Annotated in this window: 18 protein-coding genes; 13 read left to right on the top strand and 5 right to left on the bottom strand. The window is 50.9% G+C overall.

Features of this window, described 5'->3' with window-relative positions; translation table 11 throughout:
• Positions 1-85: 85 nt before the first annotated feature.
• The 4 genes from cydD (at position 86) to infA (ending at position 4,954) form a co-directional block, all read left to right on the top strand.
• Positions 86-1,852 carry a heme ABC transporter permease/ATP-binding protein CydD gene (cydD, locus tag M977_RS17660; protein ID WP_064517471.1) on the top strand — a complete coding sequence of 589 codons (1,767 nt, stop codon included), beginning with the start codon at positions 86-88 and terminating at the stop codon, positions 1,850-1,852.
• Positions 1,852-3,573 carry a heme ABC transporter ATP-binding protein/permease CydC gene (gene cydC / locus M977_RS17655; RefSeq protein WP_064517468.1) on the top strand — a complete coding sequence of 574 codons (1,722 nt, stop codon included), beginning with the start codon at positions 1,852-1,854 and terminating at the stop codon, positions 3,571-3,573. Before cydD ends, cydC begins: the two co-directional genes overlap by 1 nt.
• Before the next feature lie 178 nt (positions 3,574-3,751).
• Entirely contained in the window at positions 3,752-4,444 is a 693-nt protein-coding gene (gene aat / locus M977_RS17650) for a leucyl/phenylalanyl-tRNA--protein transferase (RefSeq protein ID WP_064517465.1), read from the top strand.
• A gap of 291 nt (positions 4,445-4,735) precedes the next feature.
• Entirely contained in the window at positions 4,736-4,954 is a 219-nt protein-coding gene (gene infA, locus M977_RS17645; protein ID WP_002211347.1) for a translation initiation factor IF-1, read from the top strand.
• A 114-nt stretch (positions 4,955-5,068) separates the two neighbouring features.
• On the opposite strand, the gene clpA is transcribed toward infA, so the two are convergent.
• Both clpA and clpS read right to left on the bottom strand, forming a co-directional pair.
• Positions 5,069-7,342, bottom strand: a complete 2,274-nt coding sequence (gene clpA / locus M977_RS17640) for an ATP-dependent Clp protease ATP-binding subunit ClpA (RefSeq protein WP_064517462.1) — start codon at positions 7,340-7,342, stop codon at positions 5,069-5,071.
• A gap of 27 nt (positions 7,343-7,369) precedes the next feature.
• Positions 7,370-7,690 carry an ATP-dependent Clp protease adapter ClpS gene (gene clpS / locus M977_RS17635; RefSeq protein WP_034456405.1) on the bottom strand — a complete coding sequence of 107 codons (321 nt, stop codon included), beginning with the start codon at positions 7,688-7,690 and terminating at the stop codon, positions 7,370-7,372.
• Between the two features lie 323 nt (positions 7,691-8,013).
• On the opposite strand from clpS, the gene cspD reads away from it, so the two are divergent.
• Positions 8,014-8,238 carry a cold shock-like protein CspD gene (cspD, locus tag M977_RS17630; protein WP_034456407.1) on the top strand — a complete coding sequence of 75 codons (225 nt, stop codon included), beginning with the start codon at positions 8,014-8,016 and terminating at the stop codon, positions 8,236-8,238.
• An 89-nt stretch (positions 8,239-8,327) separates the two neighbouring features.
• Here the strand turns inward: cspD and macB are convergent, their stop codons facing one another.
• Together macB and macA are read right to left on the bottom strand one after the other, a co-directional pair.
• Positions 8,328-10,274, bottom strand: coding sequence for a macrolide ABC transporter ATP-binding protein/permease MacB (gene macB, locus M977_RS17625; RefSeq protein ID WP_064517458.1), 1,947 nt, complete (start codon positions 10,272-10,274; stop codon positions 8,328-8,330).
• Positions 10,271-11,386, bottom strand: coding sequence for a macrolide transporter subunit MacA (macA, locus tag M977_RS17620; RefSeq protein ID WP_064517455.1), 1,116 nt, complete (start codon positions 11,384-11,386; stop codon positions 10,271-10,273). The genes macB and macA overlap by 4 nt, the downstream gene beginning before the upstream one ends.
• 141 nt (positions 11,387-11,527) lie before the next feature.
• On the opposite strand from macA, the gene M977_RS17615 reads away from it, so the two are divergent.
• The gene (locus M977_RS17615; protein WP_064517452.1) at positions 11,528-12,478 is read left to right on the top strand and encodes a VirK/YbjX family protein; all 951 of its coding nucleotides are present in this window, start codon (positions 11,528-11,530) and stop codon (positions 12,476-12,478) included.
• Positions 12,479-12,490: 12 nt separating this feature from the next.
• Here M977_RS17615 and M977_RS17610 read toward each other — a convergent pair whose 3' ends face one another.
• Positions 12,491-14,146, bottom strand: a complete 1,656-nt coding sequence (locus tag M977_RS17610) for an ATP-dependent endonuclease (protein WP_064517449.1) — start codon at positions 14,144-14,146, stop codon at positions 12,491-12,493.
• A 473-nt stretch (positions 14,147-14,619) separates the two neighbouring features.
• On the opposite strand from M977_RS17610, the gene aqpZ reads away from it, so the two are divergent.
• The 7 genes from aqpZ (at position 14,620) to M977_RS17575 (ending at position 23,488) form a co-directional block, all read left to right on the top strand.
• The gene (gene aqpZ / locus M977_RS17605; protein ID WP_034456414.1) at positions 14,620-15,315 is read left to right on the top strand and encodes an aquaporin Z; all 696 of its coding nucleotides are present in this window, start codon (positions 14,620-14,622) and stop codon (positions 15,313-15,315) included.
• A gap of 170 nt (positions 15,316-15,485) precedes the next feature.
• Complete coding sequence (locus M977_RS17600) at positions 15,486-16,385, top strand: LysO family transporter (protein WP_064517446.1); 900 nt, start codon at positions 15,486-15,488, stop codon at positions 16,383-16,385.
• A 143-nt stretch (positions 16,386-16,528) separates the two neighbouring features.
• On the top strand, positions 16,529-18,181 hold the full coding sequence (gene hcp, locus M977_RS17595) for a hydroxylamine reductase (protein ID WP_064517443.1): 1,653 nt from the start codon (positions 16,529-16,531) through the stop codon (positions 18,179-18,181).
• Between the two features lie 9 nt (positions 18,182-18,190).
• Positions 18,191-19,159 (top strand): NADH oxidoreductase, encoded by a 969-nt coding sequence (hcr, locus tag M977_RS17590; protein ID WP_064517441.1) that lies wholly within the window; start codon positions 18,191-18,193, stop codon positions 19,157-19,159.
• A gap of 103 nt (positions 19,160-19,262) precedes the next feature.
• Positions 19,263-20,984, top strand: a complete 1,722-nt coding sequence (gene poxB / locus M977_RS17585) for a ubiquinone-dependent pyruvate dehydrogenase (RefSeq protein ID WP_064517438.1) — start codon at positions 19,263-19,265, stop codon at positions 20,982-20,984.
• Between the two features lie 37 nt (positions 20,985-21,021).
• Complete coding sequence (gene ltaE, locus M977_RS17580; protein WP_064517435.1) at positions 21,022-22,023, top strand: low-specificity L-threonine aldolase; 1,002 nt, start codon at positions 21,022-21,024, stop codon at positions 22,021-22,023.
• Between the two features lie 16 nt (positions 22,024-22,039).
• On the top strand, positions 22,040-23,488 hold the full coding sequence (locus M977_RS17575; RefSeq protein WP_064517432.1) for an SDR family oxidoreductase: 1,449 nt from the start codon (positions 22,040-22,042) through the stop codon (positions 23,486-23,488).
• Positions 23,489-23,531: the final 43 nt, after the last annotated feature.

Raw genomic sequence — 23,531 nt, 5'->3', positions numbered from 1 at the left:
GAATAAGTCGCCTTTCTTTTGCCTGCGTTGTAACATTGCCCGCAAATTTTGCCTGATAATTCATCATTTACCTGCACTGGCAACCATGAATAAAACCCGTCAACAAGAACTTAGCCGCTGGCTAAAAACACAAAGCATTATCTCGCGCCGCTGGCTGGGGCTTTCCCGTTTTTTGGGTTTGGTCAGTGGGCTGTTGATCGTTGCACAGGCCTGGATTTTAGCCAGGATGTTGCAGCATATGATTATGGAAAACATACCGCGTGAAGCTTTGCTTCTGTTGTTCGTTATCCTGATTCTGATTTTTGTATTACGAGCCTGGGTCGTATGGCTGCGTGAAAAGGTCGGTTTCTATGCCGGGCTGCACATTCGGCAGGAAATACGCCGTAAAGTGCTCGATCGCGTTCACGAAGCAGGGCCTGCCTGGATTCAGGGTAAACCTGTCGGCAGTTGGGCAACGATGGTTCTCGAACAGATTGAAGATATGCACGATTATTACGCCCGTTACCTGCCGCAAATGTCGCTTGCAGTGATGGTTCCGGTACTAATTTTAATCGTAATTTTCCCATTTAACTGGGTCGCCGCATTGATTTTGCTCTGCACCGCACCGCTAATCCCGCTGTTTATGGCGATGGTAGGTATGGGCGCTGCTGATGCGAACCGCCGTAACTTCCATGCGCTGGCTCGCCTTAGTGGCCATTTCCTTGACCGCCTTCGCGGCATGGAAACCTTGCGTTTGTTTAACCGAGGCCATGCAGAAACAGAGAATATCCGCGTTGCTTCGCAGGATTTCCGCCAGCGGACAATGGAAGTATTACGCCTTGCGTTCCTCTCCTCCGGCGTGCTGGAGTTTTTCGCCTCGCTGTCTATTGCCGTGGTCGCGGTTTACTTTGGTTTCTCCTACCTTGGCGAGCTGAACTTTGGCCATTATAGTACTGGCGTGTCGCTGTTTGCGGGTTTCCTGGCGCTGATTCTGGCACCTGAATTTTTCCAGCCGCTACGCGACTTAGGCACTTTCTATCACGCTAAAGCACAAGCCGTGGGAGCAGCTGATAGTCTGATGACATTCCTCGATGCGCCATTGCAGGAACGTAAAAAAGGCAGTGCGCAATTTAATTGCAACGAGCCAATCTGCATTGAAGCGCGTGATTTAGTTATCCTGTCGACCGAAGAAAAAGTTCTTGCAGGGCCTCTGAATTTCACCCTTTCAGCCAACCAACGCGTCGTTTTGGTTGGGCAAAGTGGTGCTGGTAAAAGCTCACTGCTCAATGTGTTATCTGGTTTTTTACCTTATCAAGGGCACTTGCTAATCAACGGTGTTGAGCTTTCAGAGCTTGACCCTAAATGGTGGCGCGAACAACTCAGTTGGGTTGGGCAAAACCCACAACTTCCGGCTCTAACCATCCGTGAAAACGTGCTGTTGAGTGCTCCAGATGCGAGCTCTGAACAATTAGCTACTGCACTGGAAAAAGCCTCTATCAGCGAATTCCTGCCGTTGTTACCGCAAGGTATTGATACACCGCTTGGCGAAGCCGCAGCGCGCTTATCGGTCGGCCAGGCACAACGTGTTGCCGTAGCACGAGCCTTGCTGATGCCATGCGGATTGTTACTGCTGGATGAACCAGCCGCAAGCCTGGACGCTCACAGCGAGCAGCGAGTGATGGATGCTTTGAGTGACGCTTCCCGCCAACAAACGACGTTAATGGTAACGCACCAATTGGACTACATCAGAGACTGGGATGAGGTGTGGGTGATGCGTGAGGGTCGTATCGTGCAACAAGGAAATTACGCAACGCTTGCCTCTCAGGAAGGCCCGTTTGCTACGTTACTGGCTCATCGCCAGGAGGAGATTTAATGCGCGCTTTACTGCCCTATCTGGCGCTTTATTGCCGTCATAAATGGCTACTGACACTTGGCGTGGTGCTGGCGATTATCACACTGCTGGCAAGCATTGGGCTGCTTACGCTTTCAGGCTGGTTCCTCTCCGCGTCGGCTGTGGTCGGCGTTGCCGGTATTTATAGTTTTAACTATATGTTGCCTGCCGCGGGTGTACGTGGTGGCGCAATTACGCGTACCGCAGGGCGCTATTTTGAACGCTTAGTCAGCCACGATGCGACGTTCCGCGTGCTTCAGCATCTGCGCGTTTCCACTTTTAGCAAACTGCTTCCACTCTCCCCTGCTGGGCTTGCTCATTTTCGTCAGGGTGAATTGCTTAATCGCCTAGTTGCGGATGTCGACACCCTTGATCACCTTTACCTGCGCGTGATTTCGCCGATGGTCGGTGCATTTGTCGTCATTGCCGTTGTCACGTTTGGTTTGAGCTTCCTGGATGTGCAGTTAGCTCTAACGCTCGGCGGTGTTTTGCTTGCGACATTACTCATATTACCGCCCTTATTTTATTACGCGGGAAAATCAACCGGTGAGGCGATTACCGTCCAACGTGGACAATACCGTCAGCAACTCACAGCATGGCTACAGGGCCACGCAGAATTAACCATTTTTGGTGCTACCCAGCGCTATCGCCAGCAACTCGAAGCGACTGAAGACAGTTGGCAAGAAGCACAGCGCCGCCAGGCGGAGCTTACAGCTCTTTCACAAGCCGTTATGCTGCTTATCAGCGGTGTTGCCGTCATATTGATGCTGTGGATGGCTGCGGCTGGTGTAGGTGGAAATACAACACCTGGTGCGCTTATTGCGTTGTTTGTGTTCTGTGCCCTGGCCGCCTTTGAGGCACTGGCCCCGGTGACCGGAGCGTTTCAACATTTAGGTCAGGTTATCGCATCCGCGTTACGCGTAACTGAAATCACCAGTCAAAAACCAGAAGTCGTTTTCACCGAACAACCTCACTCCATCCCTGAAAGCGTAGCTTTGGATATTAACAACGTTAGCTTTGCCTATCCTGAACAGTCTCAAATGGCGTTGCGAGACATTTCTCTCAGAATCAAGGCTGGGCAACATGTCGCGATTCTCGGGCGCACAGGCTGTGGTAAATCAACGCTGCTTCAGTTGCTTACCCGTGCATGGGAACCACAACAAGGCGAGATCAATCTTAATGGCGAAGCGTTAAGCCAGTTTGATGAAACGGCTTTGCGTTCGGCTACTAGCGTCGTCTCTCAGCGAGTCCATCTATTTAGTGCCACGCTGCGCGACAACCTTTTGCTCGCTGCCCCCCAGGCAAGCGATGAACAACTGAGTCGTGTCCTGACGCGTGTAGGTCTTGAGAAGTTGTTAGACGACGCGGGCCTGAATAACTGGCTTGGCGAAGGTGGCAGGCAGTTATCAGGTGGTGAATTGCGCCGTCTGGCGATTGCCCGAGCCTTGCTGCATGATGCCCCGCTGTTTTTACTCGACGAGCCGACCGAAGGTTTAGATGCGGAAACTGAACGCCAGATTCTTGATTTGCTGACTGAAGTGACTAAAGAAAAAACCGTGCTGATGGTGACGCATCGCCTGCGCGGGCTGGCCAATTTCGACAGCATAATTGTGATGGATAACGGGCAAATTATTGAGCAAGGTAATCACCCGGATTTGATGGCCAGCGGTGGGCGTTATTATCATTTCCATCAGCGTTTGTAGGCTATGTAATGAATGCCATCCCAATAGGCGTTATTGTTGCAGTCAGTTTGAACAGGGACAGCGCGCAGGAACATTCTGAGCACAGCCTAGTTTCAAAATGGCAAATTAAATAGCCCTAATGGGATGAGCACTTAGTCTATTATCAATAATTATTGCTGTACTGCGGAGTTCACAAGTCATGCGCCTTATTCAGCTTTCCCGTGACTCAATCGCCTTCCCTTCACCGGAAGGCGCGTTGCGTGAACCTAATGGGTTACTGGCGCTCGGGGGCGATTTGAGCCCGGCTCGTTTGTTGATGGCTTACCAGCGGGGCATCTTTCCCTGGTTTTCACCAGGCGACCCTATTTTATGGTGGTCGCCAGACCCGCGCGCGGTGCTTTTCCCGGATCAGTTTCACCTGAGTCGCAGCATGAAGCGTTTCCACCGCAACTCCCCGTACCGAGTGACGCTGAACCACGCATTCGAGCGTGTTATCGCCGAGTGCGCAGACGATCGCGACGAAGGAACCTGGATTACACCTGAAATCATCGACGCCTATAAACGACTCCATGAACTGGGCCATGCTCATTCGATAGAAGTCTGGGAAGATAAAGAATTGGTGGGTGGAGTATATGGTGTAGCGCAAGGCTCTCTGTTTTGTGGAGAGTCAATGTTCAGTCGCCGGGAAAATGCATCAAAAACGGCGCTGCTGGTGTTCTGCCAACACTTTCTAAGTTATGGCGGCAAACTTATAGATTGCCAGGTACTTAATGCCCATACCGCATCGCTAGGAGCAATTGAAATTCCTCGCCGTGAATATCTGGAACATCTGTCCATATTTCGTCCACAACAACTTGCATCTTATTGTTGGGTGCCACAAATCCTGTCGTAACGATAATGTTTACGGCACATTACTGTTAAGAGTGTTATAATTAGCCCCGCAGAGTGAGCTCTGCTCATTACCCCGCCGCCGTTTGGGATTAGCTTTAACAGGGACAACCCATCGTTTATCTCTTCGCAGCCCTCATCCTAAGCGCCATTAGTGCAGCTTTTGAGTGGGTTTTGGGTAATGCGCAAATTGCACTTTCGCTGGTGATTTCACCAACAATTCTTTACATGATACGTGAACTTGGGCATTATCTTGCCGGTTCAAAACTATGGTAGTGATACCCTCGAGGATTAGATGGCCAAAGAAGACAATATTGAAATGCAGGGTACCGTACTTGATACGTTACCTAACACCATGTTCCGCGTTGAGCTGGAAAACGGGCACGTGGTTACCGCTCATATCTCCGGTAAAATGCGTAAAAACTATATCCGCATCCTGACGGGTGACAAAGTCACTGTAGAGCTGACCCCGTACGACCTGAGCAAAGGCCGCATTGTCTTCCGTAGTCGCTGATAGTTTTATTTAGCGCTGCGGCAACAACAGGCGGCGTGAACAATTAAGTACAAATTAGTAATAGAAAGGCCAGGTCGATGACCTGGCCTTTTTTTATTCCGTCATACGGATAAATTAATGAGCCGCTTCCGGTTTATGTTTCTGCGCACTATGGAAATTATAAATCAGTTTCTGATTCTCTTTATCCAGTGCCACAGATACCTGGCCCCCATCCACCAGTGAACCAAATAACAGTTCGTTAGCGAGTGGTTTTTTCAGGTTGTCCTGAATAACACGCGTCATTGGACGAGCGCCCATTGCACGGTCGTAGCCTTTTTCTGCCAGCCAATCGCGCGCTTCCTGGCTCACTTCCAGAGAGACACCTTTCTGATCCAACTGCACCTGTAGCTCAACAATAAACTTGTCGACAACCTGGTGGATCACATCGGTAGACAGATGGTTGAACCAAATAATGTTGTCCAGACGGTTACGGAATTCCGGGGTAAAGATCTTTTTGATCTCTTCCATTGCATCAGTGCTGTTGTCCTGACGAATCAGGCCAATAGACTTACGCTCGGTTTCACGCACACCGGCGTTGGTGGTCATCACCAGAATCACGTTACGGAAATCCGCTTTACGCCCGTTGTTATCTGTCAGCGTACCGTTATCCATCACCTGCAATAACAGGTTAAATACATCCGGGTGCGCTTTTTCGATTTCATCAAGCAACAACACAGAGTGAGGATGTTTAATGACCGCATCCGTCAGCAGGCCGCCCTGGTCGAAACCAACGTATCCTGGAGGTGCACCAATCAAACGGCTCACCGTATGGCGTTCCATGTATTCCGACATATCAAAGCGCAGCAGCTCAATACCAAGCGATTTCGCCAACTGAACGGTCACTTCGGTTTTACCGACACCCGTAGGCCCGGCAAACAGGAATGAACCCACTGGCTTATGATCATGCCCTAAACCGGCACGGCTCATTTTGATGGCTTCGGTTAACGCCTCAATGGCTTTATCCTGGCCAAACACCAGCATTTTCAGGCGATCGTCAAGGCTTCGCAGTGTGTCACGATCGCTTGCTGAAACACTCTTCTCCGGAATACGCGCAATACGGGCGACCACGGTTTCGATATCAGCAACATTGACCGTTTTCTTACGCTTGCTCACCGGCATCAGGCGGCTGCGAGCACCCGCTTCGTCGATAACGTCAATGGCTTTATCTGGCAAATGACGATCGTTGATATATTTCACCGCCAGTTCCACCGCGGCACGAATCGCTTTTGCGGTATAACGCACGTCGTGGTGCGCTTCGTACTTCGGTTTCAGGCCGTTAATAATCTGAACGGTTTCTTCAACGCTTGGCTCAGTAATATCAATTTTCTGGAAGCGACGCGCCAAAGCACGGTCTTTTTCGAAGATATTGCTGAACTCCTGATAAGTGGTAGAACCGATAACGCGGATCTTGCCACTCGAGAGCAGCGGCTTAATCAGGTTTGCGGCGTCAACCTGCCCACCCGATGCAGCACCCGCACCGATGATGGTATGAATCTCATCAATAAACAGGATGCTGTTCTGATCCTGCTCAAGCTGTTTAAGCAGCGCTTTGAAACGTTTTTCAAAGTCACCACGGTATTTTGTGCCCGCCAGCAGCGAACCGATATCCAGCGAGTAAATGGTGCAATCGGCAATCACTTCCGGAACATCGCCCTGCACAATACGCCAGGCAAGCCCTTCGGCAATCGCGGTTTTACCGACACCCGATTCACCCACTAACAGCGGGTTGTTTTTACGACGACGACACAGAACCTGAATGGCGCGCTCGAGCTCTTTATCGCGACCAATCAGCGGATCGATCCCTCCCACGCGTGCAAGCTGGTTGAGATTGGTGGTGAAGTTTTCCATACGTTCCTCCCCGCCTGCTTGCTCTTCATTGACCGGATTTTCTGCACCGGGTGCCTGATTAGGTTCGTCTTTACGTGTACCGTGAGAGATGAAGTTCACCACATCAAGGCGGCTGACTTCATGTTTACGCAGCAAGTACGCTGCCTGGGATTCCTGCTCGCTAAAGATAGCCACCAGCACGTTTGCGCCAGTCACTTCACTGCGACCAGAAGACTGGACGTGGAACACCGCACGTTGCAGCACGCGCTGGAAGCTAAGCGTAGGTTGAGTGTCACGCTCTTCTTCACTGGCTGGCAGAACCGGTGTGGTTTGTTCGATGAAGGCCTCGAGTTCCTGTCGCAGCGCCACCAGATCTACGCTACACGCTTCCAGCGCTTCACGAGCCGATGGGTTACTGAGCAAAGCCAGTAACAGATGCTCGACAGTCATAAACTCATGTCGGTGCTCGCGCGCTCTGGCGAAAGCCATGTTTAAACTGAGTTCCAGTTCTTGATTGAGCATAGGCACCTCCCCCAAATTTTGCCTTCTTCAGGCTTTTTCTAGCGTACACAGCAGCGGATGCTCATGCTCCCTTGCATACTGGTTCACTAACGCGACTTTGGTTTCCGCTACTTCTGCAGTAAAAATGCCACAGATAGCTTTACCCTGATAGTGCACAGTGAGCATCAATTGCGTCGCACGTTCTACATCATAAGAAAAGAACTTTTGCAGCACGTCAATAACAAATTCCATCGGCGTGTAGTCATCGTTCATTAACATTACTTTATACATGGAGGGTGGTTTAAGCGCTTCGCGCAGTTTATCACCCACTAGCTGGTCAAAATCCAACCAATCGTTCGTCTTACCCATTGCAAATCGTCATCATGTTAAATCGCCCGTTATCATTAAGGCGAAGCCCATAGGTTGAGTGTAATACGCTTTCAGTTAACGTGACTCATTGAGTTCAAAAGGGACAGTAAATCGTGATCGAGAGCTGTGTCACATTAATCACAATAGCGTTAACTGCTTCAAATTTTTGATTCATTTTCAATCGATCCCACCCGTGCAACGCTTGACGACATGGTTAAATTATCTACATTGTACAAGCGTGAGTTGGCGAGGTTTTGAACAGCCCGCCCTCACCCACCGGTTCATTCCATCTCACTTATAAGATTTTCGAAGGATGTAGAAGCATGGAGACGGGTACAGTTAAATGGTTCAATAACGCCAAAGGGTTCGGTTTTATCTGCCCTGAAGGCGGCGGCGAAGATATCTTCGCTCATTACTCCACCATTCAGATGGATGGTTACAGAACGCTTAAAGCCGGGCAAACAGTCAGGTTTGATGTACATCAGGGGCCAAAAGGCAATCACGCTAGCTTGATTGTACCTCTGGAGCTCGAAGCCGCGGTCGCCTGACCTTTTGTTTCATTGTGTACATGCCTAAATCAAAATGCCAGCTTGTACGCTGGCATTTTTATAACCAAACGTAATACCTCAGATTAAAATCATTCACGCGCCAGCGCATCAATCGGGTTCAATCTTGCGGCATTTCTCGCTGGCAGCCAGCCAAAAATAATTCCCGTCGCAGTCGAACAGGCAAATGCGGTTAACAATGCCATCGGCGAGAAACCAATTTCCCAGCCCGGTAACACCAGTTGCAGCGTAAAGGCAATCAGCAGAGATAACGAAATCCCTAACGCACCGCCCACCAGACACACCAGCACCGCTTCAATCAGGAACTGCTGCAATACATCGCTGGCTCGTGCGCCAACCGCCATGCGAATACCAATCTCTTTGGTGCGTTCGGTTACCGACACCAGCATGATGTTCATCACGCCAATACCACCTACCAACAACGAAATGACCGCCACCAAAGTCAGGAACATCTGAAGAGTACGTGTGGTCTTTTCCGCCGTTTTCAATAGGCCGTCCATATTGTAGGTAAAGAAATCCTTCTTACCGTGACGTAACTGCAACAAACGATTGAGCTGCTGCTCAGCTTCATGGCTGTTGTAGCCTTCCTTGACGCGCACCGTGATAGAGTTGAGCCAGCTTTGCCCCATCACTCGCCCGGCCATGGTGTTATACGGCAGCCAGACACGCAGAATTTTACTGCTGCCAAACATCGACTGCTTCTCTTGCGCTACACCAATTACCGTCGCGGGCATATTCCCCACCAGCACGATTTCACCCACCACTTTGGCTTTATCGGGGAACAACTGACGTTTGGTGTTGCTGTCGAGCACCACCACCTGTGCGCGCCCTGCCAGCTGCTCTTCGTTAAAGGTGTTACCTTCACTGAAAGTCATGCCGTAGACGTTAAAATACTGGCTGCTGACACCGTTCACGCTGGCGGCAGCATCAACATTGCCATAACGTAAACGTAAGTTGCTTGAAAGCGCAGGTGTGGCTGAGCTGACCCACGGTTGCTGGCTTATTGCTGCCAGATCGTCATATTTCAGCGCCTGCTGATATTGCGGGTCATCGTCGCCAAAATCTTTACCAGGATAGATATCAATCGTATTGGTGCCTATCGAACGAATGTCCTGCAACACCATCTGCTTTGCCGCATCCCCGACAATCACAATCGACACCACCGAAGCGATGCCGATAATGATCCCAAGCATCGTCAACAGCGTGCGCATTTTGTTCGCCGCCAGCGCAAGCCAGGCCATGGTAAATGCTTCACGGAAACTACTTAGCGTTTGCTGAAATGCCGAGTTTACAGGCTGAGGTTTCACCTCTTTCGGCGCGCCTGCCTGTTGAACCACAGATAGTGGATTGCTGATAATCTCCCCATCACGAATTTCGATAACACGCTGTGCTTGCGCGGCTATCGTCGGGTCATGGGTCACAATAATGACCGTATGCCCCTGCTCACGCAGTTGCTTGAGCGTCGCCATCACTTCTTCACCCGAATGGCTATCGAGTGCACCAGTTGGTTCATCAGCAAGAATAACTTGCCCGCCATTCATCAGCGCACGGGCGATACTGACGCGCTGCTGTTGTCCGCCTGAAAGCTGGGAAGGTAGGTAGTCAACGCGCTCAGCAAGCCCCAGACGCATCAGTAACGCTCGTGCGCGTTGCTGGCGATAAACCCGCGCCGTACCGGCATACACCGCTGGCACTTCGACGTTTTGGGTCGCATTAAGATGCGAGAGCAAATGGTAGCGCTGGAAGATAAAACCAAAGTGCTCACGGCGTAATGTGGCAAGTGCGTCGCTATCAAGCAGCGCGACATCCTGCCCGGCCACTGTGTAGCTGCCACTGCTGGGTTTATCGAGGCAACCAAGAATGTTCATCAGCGTGGATTTGCCAGAGCCTGATGCCCCGACAATCGCCACCATCTCACCGGCTTCAATAGTGATATTGATGCCCTTAAGCACTTCAACTTGTTCGTCTCCCGACGGATAGCTACGGCGAATATCCCGTAGCTCAAGCAGTGCTGTCATGGCGCACTCCCGGCGGTGCTTTTGCCGATCACAACTTCTTCACCTTCGGTGAGGCCTGTGGCAACCTGCGCCTGGGTGTCATTACGCATACCGAGGGTAATTTCGCGGTCACGGGTTTCGCCATTACGTAAAACCGAAACTTTATAGCGGTTATCGCCAACCGGCTCGCCTAGTGCGGCAAGTGGAATGGTTAACACGTCTTTCACGCCACCAAGCTGAATATGCACCTGCGCCGTCATTTCCAGACGCAGCACACCTTTAGGGTTCGGGACTTCAAAACGGGCGTTATAAAAGATCGCGTCGTTGACCTTAACCGGCGTCGGCAAAATATCAATTAACAGCCCTTCATAGCGCGTTAGCGGATCGCCAATCACGGTAAACCACGCTTTTTGGCCGGGCTTCAGGTGAATCACGTCAGCTTCAGAAACCTGAGCTTTCACCAGCATTGTGCCGAGATCGGCAAGTGTCAGAATGTTCGGCGCTTGTTGAGCAGCAATCACCGTCTGACCTTGCTTAGTGGTGATTTCCGTCACTTCACCCGCCATTGGCGCCACTATTTGCGTGTAATCAAGGTTAGTTTTTGCCGTATCTAATGAGGCCTGATTACGTTTAATTTGCGCATCAATAGTGCCGATTTGTGCCTGCCTGACTTCCAGATCGGTCGCGGCGGTGTCCAAATCCTGTTGTGATATTGCCTGTGTTTTGGCCAGTGCCTGCTGGCGGCTTAACGTCACTTGTGCGAGTTTAGCCTGCGCCTGTGCCTGGCGACGCTGAGCACGCAGTTCCATTAACGTCGCTTCTACTTCTTTAATTTGGTTTTGTGCTTGTTCGGGATCGATAACTCCCAACAGCTGATCTTTCTTCACTTTATCGCCGATATTTACCGACAACGTTTTGAGCTGCCCACTCACCTGAGCACCCACGTCAACTTTACGCAAAGCATCGAGTTTACCCGTTGCCAGCACACTTTGTTGCAGCTCGCCTTTGCGCACAATCATGGTCTGATAAACCGGCGCTGGCGCATTCAGAAATTTCCAGAGCCAAATGACGAACAGCAATACCAACAGGCCCAGAAGCCAATAACGTTTTTTTATTTTTCCCTTGAATCTCATAGGTATCCTGCAAACTGACTGGCTAATTAAATAAAGTCTCAACAAAAACCGCGAGTCTACGGCTCTATGGCTACTGATTGAACATTCATTGAACTTAAGAGTGGTGAAATTACACCATTCTTTATCAACCAGGTTTCAATCATGTCGCCAATTACCGTAGACGAACTTATTTCAACACCGCAACTTAGTGGATGGCAGCTATTTCTTTGTCTGGCAAAGGGACAGTGGACGCCTGGTAGCGCGTGGAAAAATCCGGCTTACCGCCGCAAGTTTGTCCTGCGGTTGCTGGTAAATCCATGGGCTACGGCACGTTTACTGAGCGATTTATCTCATCAGCCCTGGCTTGAAAAACTGCTTAACGTGCAGCCTGGTTTACCCTGCCGAACCCATCGCCCTTATTTAACAACGAATTTTAACCGCAAGGCTGTGGCGAATGCATTGTCTTTCCACTACAACGAGCTAACCAATGCCTTGCCTGTAACCCTACTACAGCAGCACTTTTCAGAAAAAGGGGCCCACCTGGCAACCATAACGGGTAAAGATGAATGCTTCTACTACCTGAATTTTTGCGCCATCGCCAATCTCGACAAAGAAGGTGAAGCGACGTTGACTTTCACCCGTCAGGATGGGATTGCGCTTGCTGGATTAACCTTCACTTTGTGCCAGCATCAGGGCCAAAAGACACTGTTTATCGGCGGATTGCAGGGCGCCCAAAGCGACATACCCCATGAATATATCCAGGTCGCCACGAAAGCGTGTCACGGATTGTTCCCAAAACGCCTGGTTCTTGAAGCTGCCTGCCAACTGGCACGCCATTTGGGAGCGGAAAAAATCCTGGCGGTGAGCAACAGCTCGCATATCTATCGCTCATGGCGTTATGCGAAAAAGAAGAAAGATAAAATCCATGCTGATTACGACAGCTTCTGGCAATCAATGAGCGGTGAGTTATTGCCAGAAGGTTTCTTTAGCATGCCTTTGAGCGTGGCGCGCAAACCCCTTGAGGATATCGCCAGCAAAAAACGCGCGGAGTATCGCCGCCGCTACAGCTTGTTAGATGAGATGACAACGCATATTGAGCAGCAGTTTTATTAAGCAACTGCCGGGCTAATCAGCCCGGCCACGTGCCAGCCATAACACGCGTGAGAACATTTTTCGCAACAACGACGGCACGGCATCAACGCCACGCCTGCCCGCCTCCATCGCCACTTCAATAGCTAAATCAGGCTTAGAAGAACGGTGGATGGCTTTTACAATAATGCGCCGCATATTCATCGGCACGTTTTCCGGAAGCTGTGCCACACGGTGAAAAACATCAGCAAACCCCTGGCGGTACATAAAATGCTCCATGTCCATCGCAGGCAATGTCGTCAGATGGTCGCGTTCCTGATCACGATCATTTTCAAGAATGCCGCGCACCACAGACGCATATTTTTTGCCCGCTTCATCGCCATCAACCAGCACGTGCCATTCAATACCCATACGCCTCGCAAATTTAATCAATGGGCGCAGGCCAGACTTTGCAAACTCAATGACCTTCACCCCTTCGGCGTCAAAATGGTGCCCACACTGGCGCGCCAGTTCGTTCATCACCCACACCTCTGTTTCCCCTTCGACTAACAACCAGCAGCGAGCAAACAGTGATGAGGCCCGATTAAAACGGATGTGAAACGCAATGCGGCGGCTATCTTCAGCATTCATTCCGCCAGGACCGAGCCGCCAGGCGGCAACTTTCGAAGATTCACGCACCAGGCGACAGACATTCTCAACCGGGGTGAGTGATAACAATTCACCAGAATTGGTGGTGGTGATTTTTTGCAGCGGCAGCAGGTTTAATAAATGCCAGGCCACTGACAACATAATAGGGTGCAGTCGCGTTTCGGGATCTTCCACCAGCAACAGGGGCCGCGCGTCTTTATCCAGCGCTACGGTACCTTTTGCTTGCAGAAGTGTTGAAAACATTCCCAGTAATATCATGCGATGAGCACGACTATTGGGTTTGTCTATCATGCGGTTGATGACATCCAGATAACGCCAGCTTCGTTGCTCATCGTGCGAGCGACGTCGTAACAGGCGCTGATGTGCGGCAGCACCCTGCTCGGAAAAATAGTGTTCAAGCAATTGCACCATGGCCGACAACCCCTGGCGCAACTGTGCATCTGTGAGATTTTGCGGGCGAGACACCAGTTCACGAGCGAGGAAATCAAGCTGACGGGCCGTCATCTCAGTGTCTGGCATTACCGGGATGCTATCGTTGCGCAGGCGGCGCATAAATCGCGCATCACGCAAGCGTAACACGGGGTTAAGACGGATAATTTGCCGGGCAAGCGTATCAATATCATCAAGCTCAACGGAGTGGCCGTTGTTATCAAGGAAGCTGCGTAGCGTCAGAATTGTGCCATCTTCAGCAAGCTCACCGACCAGACGATACATGATGCGATGGAAGCCATCATTCCCTTCCACCCATACAGGCGCCAGAGAGCGGTAACGCCGTCCGAGATGATGACCAGGTGCTGTTTCCCGAAAGGTCAGCACAATATGTAAATGGTGTTCCCGGCCTTGTAAATCGCCCGGAGGGAAATAGAAATCGTCACGACCGAAGTGATAGAGATTTTCGTGCGGTGACAACAACAAAGTGAGCGCATCCAGCAAGCTGGATTTACCCCATGCGTTTTCGCCAATCAACACGTTATTTTGCTCAAGCATTAACGATAGACGGTTAATACCCCTGAATCCGACAATTTCTACACGCTCGAGAAACATAATCCCTCCAGATTGGTTAATGCTTTCCTTTAGCTACACGCCACAGCCTGCATAGCTCGAGTATATACCCTTCCCCCTCTGGCGACAGGTTAGCCCATCGAGTTATTTGTGGCGTAGCAGGATAGTATTAATTTTTCCATTTTTATTCGCTCCAAAAATAAACAAATAATTTTATTGCTATCACTTGTAATTCCACCAACTGATAAAAAGTGCGTTTAATACAAGACAATTCTTACTTTATTAAAAACTCTTCTATACTTCCAACGTGTTTATTCTTGAAAGGAATGCCATCTCATTGCCCTAAATCAATTTTTTAGGATTTTATAGTGTGGCTCTAACTAAGTGAAATCATTAACATTGCTGCTCTTTTATTATTTACGTTACGTCTTAAACGGTTGTAACAAACAATAATCGGGTAGATGCCTTTATTTACATCACCCGGGATTCACTGTTTTTGAAATGCAGAGGTGGTTATGTTTAGGAAATTAGCGGCAGAATTCTTTGGCACATTCTGGTTGGTATTCGGTGGTTGTGGGAGTGCAGTGTTGGCAGCGGCATATCCTGAGCTAGGGATTGGTTTTGTCGGTGTGGCATTAGCATTTGGTTTAACCGTATTAACTATGGCTTATGCCGTAGGTCATATTTCCGGCGGCCACTTTAACCCAGCAGTCACTCTGGGCTTGTGGGCTGGCGGTCGTTTCCCAGCTAAAGATGTTATTGGTTATATTGTGGCGCAAGTGATTGGCGGTATTGTTGCAGCCGGTATTCTTTATTTAGTTGCCAGCGGCAAAAGTGGCTTTGATGCAGCGGCAAGCGGTTTTGCTTCTAATGGATATGGTGAACATTCGCCAGACCATTATTCCATGCTGTCAGCAATCATTATTGAAATCGTCTTGACCTGCGGCTTCTTGATTGTGATCCATGGCGCAACTGATAAGTTTGCACCAGCGGGCTTTGCACCTATTGCTATTGGCCTTGCGTTAACCTTGATTCACCTGATTAGCATCCCAGTCACCAATACCTCTGTGAACCCAGCACGTAGTACTGCCGTTGCTATCTTCCAGGGCGGTTGGGCATTACAGCAACTGTGGCTGTTCTGGGTGATGCCAATCATTGGCGGTATCCTGGGTGGTGTTATCTACCGGACATTGCTGGAAAAACGTAACTAATTTGATTCAAGCGTCACCGGCTTCAATTTGGCTGGTGGCGCTGTATTTACTTGCCCTACTCCAAATTCTCAACCTGCATAAAAATCCTTTTTTTTCGTAGCTTTACTCATTCTCTTTCTTTGGGTAGTGTGACATACGCCGTTACTTCTATCGCAAGGATTGTCCGCACCATGTTTTCGGGATTGTTAATTATCTTAGTGCCGCTGATTATCGGTTATCTGATTCCTCTGAAACAAACCAGTCTGTTAAAGCTCATTAATCGCCTATTGAGCTGGATTGTGTATGTGATTTTATTTTTCATGGGCATCAGCCTCGCATTTCTCGATAACCTGGCAAGTAACCTGCTGGCAATCCTTCATTACGCTGCGGTCACTGTTGTGGTGTTATTGCTCTGCAATGCTGCTGCACTGCTTTGGCTTGAGCGTTCCATGCCATGGCGACACAATCACGAGCAAGAAAAACTCCCTTCACGAATTGCGATGGCGCTGGAATCACTAAAACTATGCTTCGTGGTGATAGCTGGTTTTCTGCTTGGCCTGACTGGCTGGCCAATTCTGCATCACGCGACCGACGCCAGTGAATACACCCTTATATTCCTGTTGCTGCTGGTCGGTATCCAACTGCGTAATAGCGGCATGACGTTAAAACAGATTGTGCTTAATCGGCGCGGTATGATCGTGGCTGTAGTCGTGGCATTGAGCTCACTTGCCGGTGGTGTTATCAACGCCTTTATTCTCGACCTACCGATTAAAACTGGTTTAGCGATGGCATCGGGATTCGGCTGGTATTCACTGTCGGGTATTTTGATGACGGAATCCTACGGGCCAGTAATTGGTAGTGCAGCATTCTTTAATGACCTGGCGCGAGAACTAATTGCCATCATGTTGATTCCCGGACTGGTACGCCGTAGCCGCTCAACCGCCCTCGGGTTGTCTGGCGCAACGTCGATGGACTTCACCCTGCCTGTTTTACAGCGCAGCGGAGGGCTGGAAATTGTTCCAGCGGCGATTGTTCACGGGTTCATCCTCAGCTTACTGACCCCGCTTCTCATGGCATTTTTCGCCTCCTGATACCTCATTGGCGGTAGGTTTCTGCCGCCAAATTTGCGCTAAATCAATCTCCTTTTAAGTTGTATAAGAAATACCTTTTCCCTGTGTTGCACTGAGCATAACCTTAAACATGTATATCAAATATAACTTTAAAAGGTACGATCATGTTTTGTGTGCAATGTGAACAAACAATCCGCACCCCTGCGGGCAACGGCTGCTCTTATGCTCAGGGCATGTGCGGGAAAACGGCTGAAACATCAGACCTACAAGATTTGTTGATCGCAACACTTCAGGGTTTATCCGCATGGGCAGTGGCCGCACGTGAAGTTGGCATTATCAGTCATGAAATTGATCACTTTGCACCGCGTGCCTTTTTCTCAACACTGACCAACGTCAACTTCGATTCCCCACGCATCGTTGGCTATGCCCGCGAAGCCATAATCGCGCGCGAAAGCCTGAAAGCTAGCACCCTCGCGATTAACCCAAACATTACCGTCACCAATCCAATGGCTGAACTGCAACTTGTCAGCAACGATTTGGGCGACCTGCAACGCCAGGCGGCTGAGTTCGCGCCAAACCGCGACAAAGCAGAAATTGGTGACGATATTCTCGGCCTGCGCTTGCTGTGCCTGTACGGCCTGAAAGGTGCTGCTGCCTATATGGAACACGCCCACGTTCTCGGCCAGTACGACAACGACATCTACGCGCAATACCACAAAATTATGGCGTGGCTCGGCACCTGGCCTGCGGACATGGGCGCACTGCTTGAGTGCTCCATGGAAATCGGCCAGATGAACTTCAAAGTGATGAGCATTCTGGACCGGGGGGAAACCGAGAAATACGGTCACCCAACACCTACGCAAGTTAACGTGCGCCCGGTCGCAGGCAAATGTGTTTTGATTTCCGGCCACGATCTGAAAGATCTGTATAACCTGCTGGAACAAACTGAAGGTACCGGCGTAAACGTCTATACCCATGGCGAAATGCTGCCAGCCCATGGTTACCCGGAACTGCGTAAATTCAAACATTTGGTCGGCAACTACGGCAGCGGCTGGCAGAACCAGCAAAGCGAATTCGCCCGCTTCCCTGGCCCAATCGTGATGACCTCAAACTGCATCATCAATCCGGAAGTCGGCTCCTACACTGATCGCATCTGGACGCGTAGCATTGTCGGCTGGCCGGGTGTAAGCCACCTCGAAGGCGATGATTTCACATCAGTCATCACCCAGGCTACGCAAATGGCGGGCTTCCCATACAGCGAAATCGAACATCTGATCACCGTGGGCTTTGGTCGCCAGACTTTACTGGGCGCTGCCGATACCCTGATTGACCTGGTCAGCCGTGAAAAACTGCGCCACATCTTCCTGGTAGGGGGTTGCGACGGTGAACGCGGCGAGCGTAGCTACTTCACCGATTTCGCCACCAGCGTGCCAAAAGACTGCCTGATCCTGACGCTTGCCTGCGGTAAATACCGCTTTAATAAACTGGACTTCGGCGATATCGAAGGCCTGCCGCGCCTGATCGATGCCGGTCAGTGCAACGATGCATACTCAGCAATCATTCTTGCTGTAACGCTTGCTGAAAAACTCGGTTGTGGCGTGAACGACCTGCCGCTGAGCCTGGTGCTTTCCTGGTTTGAGCAAAAAGCGATTGTTATCCTGCTGACCCTGCTGTCGCTCGGTGTGACCAATATTGTCGCCGGCCCTACTACACCGGCCTTCCTGACGCCAAATCTGTTGGCTGTGCTCAATGAGAAGTTTGGCCTGCGCGCCATTACCACCGTTGAAGACGATATTAAACAGCTGATGGGCGCATAAGGAGAAGTCATGACAATGCCAACGCCACTGTGCCCGTACCGCATGCAGGTGCATCATATTCATCAGGAAACGTCGGATGTCTGGACGCTGTCGCTGATCAATCACGACTTTTATCCTTACAAGGCCGGGCAATATGCGCTGGTGAGTATTCGTGATAGCGATGAAACGCTACGGGCTTACACCATTTCATCCACGCCAGGACTCAGCCCATTCGTCACGCTGACTATCCGCCGTATCGAAAATGGCGTTGGTTCGCAATGGCTGACCCAGGATGTAAAACCTGGCGACTACCTGTGGCTGTCAGAAGGACAAGGGGAATTTACCTGCGAAAACCTGCCGACAGACCACTATCTGTTGATGGCTGCTGGTTGTGGCGTAACGCCAATTATGTCGATGCGCCGCTGGCTGGCAAAGCACCGTCCACAAGCCGACGTGCAGGTTATTTATAACGTTCGAACGCCAGAAGATGTGATTTTTGCCGATGAATGGCGTGATTACCCGGTGACACTGGTGGCCGAGAATAACGCGACGCACGGTTTCATTTCCGGGCGCATCACTCGCGAAATTCTGGCTTGCGTGCCGGATATTACCTCGCGCACCGTCATGACCTGCGGCCCTGCTCCGTATATGGAATGGGTGGAAAAAGAAGTTCAGGCATTGGGCGTGAGCGCGTTTTATGCGGAGAAATTCTTTACGCCGGTCGCCGCACCTGTCGAAAGTGGATTGAAGTTCACGACGCTAAAACCGCTGCGCGAGTTCTACGCGCCGGTGGGCAGCTCGCTGCTGGCGGTAATGGAAAGCAATAAAGTGCAAGTGAATGCAGCTTGTCGTGCTGGTGTGTGCGGCAGCTGTAAAACCAAAGTTGAGTCCGGTGATTACATCGTCAGCAGCACCATGACATTGACCGACGCAGAAGTTGCCAACGGTTATGTGCTGGCTTGTTGCTGCCACCCGCAAGGGGACTTAGTTCTCGCTTGATCCACTCATGCCACTCAGACTCTGAGTGGCACTTTCTGCCCAGCCTCTTCTGTTTCCTTGACTAAGCTTGTTTACGTTAACTGAATCGTGACAAGGAGAACCAATGAAACAGACCGTAGCAGCTTACCTGGCAAAAACACTTGAAAGTGCAGGCGTAAAACGAATCTGGGGCGTCACGGGCGACTCCCTCAACGGACTAAGCGACAGTCTGAACCGCATGGGCACTATTCAATGGATGCCGACACGACATGAAGAAGTCGCCGCTTTTGCCGCAGGCGCAGAAGCCCATCTATCAGGTGAACTGGCGGTGTGTGCGGGTTCCTGTGGCCCCGGTAATCTGCATTTAATCAATGGCCTGTTCGACTGCCATCGAAATCGCGTTCCGGTACTGGCTATTGCAGCGCATATTCCATCAAGCGAAATTGGTAGTGGCTATTTCCAGGAAACCCACCCCGAAGAGTTATTCCGCGAATGCAGTCATTATTGCGAGCTAGTGTCATCCCCGGAACAAATTCCACAGGTACTGGCGATTGCGATGCGTAAAGCGGTATTGAACCGTGGCGTTTCGGTCGTGGTTTTACCCGGCGATGTGGCGCTTAAACCTGCCCCGGAAACCGCCAGTACCCACTGGTACCCGGCACCGCAGCCGATTATTGTGCCACCACATGACGAACTCAAAAAACTGGCACAGCTGCTGCGTTATAACGACAACATCGCGCTGATGTGCGGCAGCGGTTGTGCGGGTGCGCATGAAGAACTGGTGCAGTTTGCGGCCACGCTTAAAGCGCCGATTGTTCACGCGCTGCGTGGCAAAGAACACGTTGAATACGATAACCCTTACGATGTTGGCATGACCGGGCTAATCGGTTTTTCGTCAGGTTTCCATACCATGATGAACGCCGACACGCTGATCCTGCTCGGTACCCAATTCCCCTATCGCGCCTTCTACCCGACCGATGCAAAAATCATTCAGATTGATATCAACCCCGGCAGTATCGGCGCGCACAGTAAAGTGGATATGGCGCTGGTCGGCGATATTAAAGCCACCCTTGCGGCACTCATTCCGCTACTGGAAGAAAAAACCGACCGCAGTTTCCTTGATAAAGCGCTGGATAATTATCGCGAAGCGCGTGAAAGCCTCGATGAACTGGCTCAACCCGGTGACGGCAACGTCATCCATCCCCAATATGTCGCGCAGCAAATCAGCCGGTATGCTGATGAAGATGCCATTTTCACCTGCGATGTCGGCACACCCACCGTGTGGGCTGCGCGATATCTGAAAATGAACGGTAAACGCCGCCTGATTGGTTCGTTTACCCACGGTTCAATGGCGAACGCCATGCCACAAGCGCTGGGCGCAAAAGCGACGGCACCCGACCGGCAAGTTATCGCCATGTGCGGCGATGGCGGTTTCAGCATGTTGATGGGGGATTTTCTCTCGGTCGTGCAGATGAAACTGCCCATCAAAATTGTGGTGTTTAACAATAGCGTGCTGGGTTTTGTGGCAATGGAAATGAAAGCTGGCGGTTACCTGACAGACGGCACGGAACTTCACGATACTAACTTTGCCAGTATCGCCAATGCCTGCGGAATCACTGGTATTCGGGTGGAAAAAGCCGCCGATCTCGACAACGCCCTGCAACGCGCTTTAAGTATTGATGGCCCGGTGTTGGTGGATGTCGTGGTGGCGAAAGATGAGCTGGCGATTCCACCGCAAATCAAACTTGAACAGGCCAAAGGGTTCAGTCTGTATATGCTGCGCGCTATCATTAGCGGGCGTGGGGATGAAGTTATCGAACTGGCGAAAACGAACTGGTTCCGGTAAAAGTAAGGATAATTTTGAACAATAATAAGGATCCACCGTGATTGACTTGCGCAGCGACACCGTAACCCGCCCGAGCGAAGAAATGCTCAAACGCATGATGGCAGCACCCACTGGCGATGACGTCTACGGTGATGACCCAACGGTCAACGAACTACAAGATTACGCCGCCAAACTCAGCGGCAAAGAAGCCGCGCTATTTCTGCCAACCGGCACTCAGGCAAACCTGGTGGCGCTGCTGAGCCATTGCGAACGTGGTGAAGAGTATATTGTTGGGCAACTTGCGCACAATTATCTCTACGAAGCCGGTGGTGCTGCGGTTTTAGGCAGTATTCAGCCGCAGCCTATTGATGCCAACCCGGACGGTTCGCTGCCGCTTGATAAAGTGGCCGCGAAAATCAAACCTGACGATATCCACTTTGCGCGCACCAAATTGCTTAGCCTCGAAAACACCCATAACGGCAAAGTTTTGCCGCGTGAGTATTTGAAGCAGGCCTGGGAATTTAGCCGCAATCACAACCTGGCTTTGCACGTTGACGGTGCGCGTATCTTTAACGCCGTGGTGGAATATGGCTGCACGCTTGAAGAAGTGGTGCGCTATTGCGACACCTTCACGATTTGCCTCTCTAAAGGTCTGGGAACACCGGTTGGTTCGCTGTTAGTCGGCAGCCATGAGTACATTAAGCGTGCGACGCGCTGGCGTAAAATGGTCGGTGGCGGCATGCGTCAGGCTGGAATTCTGGCGGCAGCGGGTTTATACGCGCTGGAGAATAACGTGCAGCGCCTGAAAGAGGATCACGACAACGCCCATTGGCTGGCAGGCGAGTTGCGTGAAATCGGTGTTGATGTCTCTCGTCAGGATACCAATATGGTGTTTGTACGCGTGCCGGTTGAACAAGCAGAAAGCCTCGGTAAATTCATGAAAGAACGCGGTGTTTTGATGAGTGCAGGCCCGGTAACTCGCCTGGTGATTCACCTAGATGTGAACCGTGATCAGTTGGCCGAAGTGGTTTCTCACTGGCAGACTTTTTTACAACGCTAAACAGAGGTCACGGACGATGACACAGCCACAAAACATTCTGGTGCTCGGTGCTAGCGGCTACATAGGCCAACATCTGGTGCCAAAGCTTGCCGCTGCCGGGCATCATGTTACTGCTGCGGCAAGACGTGTCGAGTGGCTGGAGAAACAACCCTGGCCGGGGGTCGTTTGTCGCCATGTCGATTTACAGTGGCCAGGAACGCTTCCCGCACTTCTGGAAAACATCGATACCCTTTACTACCTGGTACATAGCATGGGCGACGGCGCTGATTTTGTTGCCCATGAACGCCAGACTGCGCTCAATTTGCGTGATGCACTACGAGAACATCCGGTAAAACAGCTTATCTTTCTGAGTTCACTGCAGGCTGCCGAAGGTGACGGTGATTCTGCACACCTTCGTGCTCGCCAGCTCACCGCCGATATTCTGCGTGATGCAGGAGTTCCGGTAACTGAAGTTCGGGCTGGCATTATTGTTGGCGCAGGTTCTGCCGCCTTCGAAGTCATGCGCGATATGGTTTATAACCTACCGGTACTCACGCCCCCACGCTGGGTACGCTCACGCACCACACCAATCGCACTCGTAAACTTGCTGCATTATTTAACTGAACTGCTCAATCATCCATCACAGGAAAATCGTGTTTTCGAAGCCGCGGGTCCGGAAGTACTGAGCTATCAGCAGCAGTTCGAGCGCTTTATGGCAATTAGCGGTAAACATCGCCCACTTATCCCTATTCCGTTACCCACCAGTTGGATCTCAGCGTGGTTCCTCAACATGATCACCTCGGTGCCACCAACGATTGCTAAAGCGCTGATCCAAGGGTTGAAGCACGATCTTCTGGCCGACGATCGTGAACTTCGCGCGTTGATCCCGCAAAAGCTACTTACCTTTGATGATGCCGTTCGTGCAACGCTTGAAGATGAACACAAACTCGCTAACTCGCAGGACTGGGGTTATGACGCCCAGGCATTTGCGCGTTGGCGACCAGATTACGGTTACTTCCCCAAGCAAGCGGGCTGCACGCTAAAAACAAGCGCTGAGTTGGCAGATTTGTGGCAAGTAGTTAATCAGATAGGTGGAAAAGAGGGGTATTTCTTCGGCAACGCTCTGTGGAAAACGCGCGGCTATATGGACCTGCTGGTGGGCCACAGGCTGGCAAAGGGTCGCCCTGAGCGGCCAATGCTTGAAGTAGGCGACCATGTAGATAGCTGGAAAGTGATTATTGTTGAGCCACAAAAAGAGCTTACATTGCTGTTTGGTATGAAAGCGCCAGGACTTGGGCGGCTTTCCTTCACGCTGCGTGACCACGGTAAGTATCGAACTCTGGATGTTCGTGCCTGGTGGCACCCCCATGGAAGCGCAGGTTTGTTCTACTGGTTGATAATGATCCCCGCTCATCTGTTCATTTTTCGGGGTATGGCCCGCCGGATTTGCCAGGTTTGCGAACAATTGTCAGAGAAACATCGTTAACTCCTCCTAATCTTTGGCTTTCCCCATTGCAAGCGCCGCCATT

Source organism: Buttiauxella gaviniae ATCC 51604 (genome assembly GCF_001654835.1).
Taxonomy (GTDB): domain Bacteria; phylum Pseudomonadota; class Gammaproteobacteria; order Enterobacterales; family Enterobacteriaceae; genus Buttiauxella; species Buttiauxella gaviniae.
This window is presented reverse-complemented; position numbering and strand designations above follow the sequence as displayed.

What these genes read in the sequence shown, in the direction of transcription:
- M977_RS17610 (WP_064517449.1), bottom strand. Translation starts at nt 14,146, where the DNA reads ATGTTTCTCGAGCGTGTAGAAATTGTCGGATTCAGGGGTATTAACCGT.
- infA (WP_002211347.1), top strand. Translation starts at nt 4,736, where the DNA reads ATGGCCAAAGAAGACAATATTGAAATGCAGGGTACCGTACTTGATACG.
- macA (WP_064517455.1), bottom strand. Translation starts at nt 11,386, where the DNA reads ATGAGATTCAAGGGAAAAATAAAAAAACGTTATTGGCTTCTGGGCCTG.
- aat (WP_064517465.1), top strand. Translation starts at nt 3,752, where the DNA reads ATGCGCCTTATTCAGCTTTCCCGTGACTCAATCGCCTTCCCTTCACCG.
- clpS (WP_034456405.1), bottom strand. Translation starts at nt 7,690, where the DNA reads ATGGGTAAGACGAACGATTGGTTGGATTTTGACCAGCTAGTGGGTGAT.
- hcp (WP_064517443.1), top strand. Translation starts at nt 16,529, where the DNA reads ATGTTTTGTGTGCAATGTGAACAAACAATCCGCACCCCTGCGGGCAAC.
- M977_RS17600 (WP_064517446.1), top strand. Translation starts at nt 15,486, where the DNA reads ATGTTTTCGGGATTGTTAATTATCTTAGTGCCGCTGATTATCGGTTAT.
- cydC (WP_064517468.1), top strand. Translation starts at nt 1,852, where the DNA reads ATGCGCGCTTTACTGCCCTATCTGGCGCTTTATTGCCGTCATAAATGG.
- clpA (WP_064517462.1), bottom strand. Translation starts at nt 7,342, where the DNA reads ATGCTCAATCAAGAACTGGAACTCAGTTTAAACATGGCTTTCGCCAGA.
- aqpZ (WP_034456414.1), top strand. Translation starts at nt 14,620, where the DNA reads ATGTTTAGGAAATTAGCGGCAGAATTCTTTGGCACATTCTGGTTGGTA.
- M977_RS17615 (WP_064517452.1), top strand. Translation starts at nt 11,528, where the DNA reads ATGTCGCCAATTACCGTAGACGAACTTATTTCAACACCGCAACTTAGT.
- cydD (WP_064517471.1), top strand. Translation starts at nt 86, where the DNA reads ATGAATAAAACCCGTCAACAAGAACTTAGCCGCTGGCTAAAAACACAA.
- hcr (WP_064517441.1), top strand. Translation starts at nt 18,191, where the DNA reads ATGACAATGCCAACGCCACTGTGCCCGTACCGCATGCAGGTGCATCAT.
- macB (WP_064517458.1), bottom strand. Translation starts at nt 10,274, where the DNA reads ATGACAGCACTGCTTGAGCTACGGGATATTCGCCGTAGCTATCCGTCG.
- M977_RS17575 (WP_064517432.1), top strand. Translation starts at nt 22,040, where the DNA reads ATGACACAGCCACAAAACATTCTGGTGCTCGGTGCTAGCGGCTACATA.
- cspD (WP_034456407.1), top strand. Translation starts at nt 8,014, where the DNA reads ATGGAGACGGGTACAGTTAAATGGTTCAATAACGCCAAAGGGTTCGGT.
- poxB (WP_064517438.1), top strand. Translation starts at nt 19,263, where the DNA reads ATGAAACAGACCGTAGCAGCTTACCTGGCAAAAACACTTGAAAGTGCA.